The sequence below is a fragment of the Candidatus Aquicultor secundus genome (assembly GCF_002791875.1).
Classification (GTDB): domain Bacteria; phylum Actinomycetota; class Aquicultoria; order Aquicultorales; family Aquicultoraceae; genus Aquicultor_A; species Aquicultor_A secundus.
Window position 1 is genome coordinate 1 of the sequence record NZ_PFNG01000089.1, and the last position, 2,396, is coordinate 2,396.

The 2,396-nt window shown below is 44.1% G+C and carries 3 protein-coding genes; all 3 read right to left on the reverse strand.

Annotation, left to right across the window (positions count from 1 at the left end; genetic code table 11):
• Nucleotides 1–13 precede the first annotated feature (13 nt).
• From COY37_RS03710 to COY37_RS03720, 3 genes are read right to left on the reverse strand one after another with little or no spacing between them, the layout of a single operon-like run.
• Nucleotides 14–616: a hypothetical protein gene (locus tag COY37_RS03710; protein ID WP_286976178.1), complete on the reverse strand. Its 603-nt coding sequence runs from the start codon at nucleotides 614–616 to the stop codon at nucleotides 14–16.
• Entirely contained in the window at nucleotides 588–1,154 is a 567-nt protein-coding gene (locus COY37_RS03715; protein WP_286976180.1) for an archaeosortase/exosortase family protein, read from the reverse strand. The genes COY37_RS03710 and COY37_RS03715 overlap by 29 nt, the downstream gene beginning before the upstream one ends.
• Nucleotides 1,155–1,159: 5 nt before the next feature.
• Complete coding sequence (locus COY37_RS03720; protein ID WP_286976182.1) at nucleotides 1,160–2,227, reverse strand: hypothetical protein; 1,068 nt, start codon at nucleotides 2,225–2,227, stop codon at nucleotides 1,160–1,162.
• Between the last annotated feature and the right edge of the window lie 169 nt (nucleotides 2,228–2,396).

Below are 2,396 nucleotides of genomic sequence, written 5' to 3' on the forward strand. Positions count from 1 at the left end.
GGTGTTAGTGGTTCTACGTTATTCCGGTACGCACCAAGTGTCGCCGTACCTTCCCGCTTTTAAGAGCCTTTTCACCATGAACTGATCTTATGTGCTCAACAAGGCCGGTCTTACCCTTGCCACAAATTGGGCAAACTCTCAGAGATGCCGCTGAGACTAGCGGCGCCCAGAGGTTCTCGATCTTTCCGTTTATGGCAAACCACAGCAGGATATATGGGAGGATGCGCAACAAAAGATTATGAACGGCTGGGATAACACCGCTCGTTATGAATAAATTATTTGAGACCGGTTGCGTACGTACAACAATTACAGCTAATCCGCTTGCGACAGTTAGGATATCAAAAAAACAATATGAGACAAAGCCGATGGCTGCCCATCTCAACTTGCGCTTTAGCTCTAAACCGCTCGCCGCCAGCAACGCAGAGATAAATGGAATTAGATAGTAGACGCTTTTAACTTTAGCTGACACGACTGGGCTAGCCAAAAAGAGCTTCCTTAAAAAGGTCGCGCTACCTGCGATGATCCATTCATAGCCAACGGCAACTTGTGCGTATAGAAGAAAGAGCAGCGCTGATAGTGCAATGGTCTTAATTACGAAGAGAGACTTGGCCTTCACGCTGCACCACCTTATCGATCCAGATAAGCCAGAGCACGATAATAAAAACGACAAATAATGTTTGCCAAACGTAATCATGAAAACTAGTAAACAAATTCGGACTGTATGTTGCGACAATTGCTATCGCAAATAGCCTCAAAATATTGGCAACAAAAATAAGTGGAATTCCAGCTGCTAGCCCGATTAGTTTATTCTTATAATCAGATGGAAAAGCTAAAACAAAAGCGGCAAAGATAATCATAAGATAGATGGCCGTACATTCAAGATTTACGGCGAGAACTTTCTTAGGAAGGATGATTAGATCATCACTACTCCCCTGTAAATTACCGGCCTTAACAGCAAAACCTGTTATTTTTATAAACCAAGTCGCAACGAGGGTTGTCAGCTTAACTATCCAACCCGTCGAAGCAGTCGCAACCGGATTTGGAATAACGACAAATAGCACACCGACAAGAGCACATAAAAAGAATTTTACTCCTATCGCTAGGTTTTCTTTTAGATGTTCATCGGTCGCAAAGCGTTTACTAATGATATTCACTGTACCTATGCCGCTCTAAGTGAGGTAATCAACTTGCCAAACTTACGTCTCTGCCATAGCAACACCGCTATACCACCTAAACCGAGCATCAGGATAGACCACTTGGAAGTCGCAGGAACTGGAGCTGGCTCTCCCCCGATACCATATATGCTGAAGTGGGTTGTTTGGAAAGTCACCTGTTGATTTTCCGCATCAACGATAGCTCCTGATACCAGCGACCAGGTATTCGTCTCTGGATTATATAGATAAGGTCTAGGATTTCTTATCCCAGGAACCGAGGCATAGCTGAGACTTACAGTAACTGGATTGGCAAAGTCCTCACCGTGCGGACCGAGGATATAAGATTTCATGATTTGACCATTATCTGAGGTCATCTGCCCGATATAATCTGGAACGTAGCCCGGCAGCGCACAACCACCAAACCAGGTAGCTGCCGTTACATCGCCTGCGGAGACAACAATTGTGCCATCAGTACCCATTGCCAGGCTTCCACCACTCGGGCCTATTGATTCCTTATAATACGCGAGGGCCTGCGTTTCTTCGGTTGTCCAGGGGCTATCTTCGTTTGCTCGCTTCTGCTTAAAAATTGTCTTACTGTACGGGCATTGCCCCGCGGTTCCGGAATCTTCGTAAGTTATCCAAGCAGTTATTATATGTTTAAGTTTTTCGCTAAAATTGTAATCCGTATAGCCTTCTTCTATCTCGATATCAAATTCCCCCGAGAAGTTCCCGGGTTGAATGGCGGTAGAAGTGCTGTTTGCCGTCCAGTGTACATCGTAATAAGGTGGTTGAGCTATTGGCTTACCGTTCCCGTCTGTTCCCTGCGCGCTCCATCCATTGGGGGTACTTATCGATATAATTTTTGCGCCATCGATTTTTATATGAAAGTCCATGATTCTTACATTCTCGTTGTTCTTTACTTTGAAATAGACTTTATCCTTGTTAATAACGTCTGCAGTCTTTTCAATTGTACTTGCGCCACCAATATTGGCATAGGCGATAGGTACAAGAGCTGCACTGCACATAAAGAGCGCTATCAGCAAGATAATAAAAAACAACCTCTTTGACATCATACTCACTCCTCTTTCCAATAAGTAATATTTCAGGAAAAAACAAAAACCGACCTCTATCTAAAGGGTCGGTTTTGCTATTAGCTTATTCCAACCTAAGCGACCAGGTTGCTGGTTGGAGGTCATCGCTACCCTGTTGTTCAATAATTGCATTAGGTTCTATCTTGAAAAA

Excerpts from the sequence above, each read along its gene's own strand:
- COY37_RS03720 (WP_286976182.1), bottom strand. The coding sequence starts at position 2,227 with ATGATGTCAAAGAGGTTGTTTTTTATTATCTTGCTGATAGCGCTCTTT.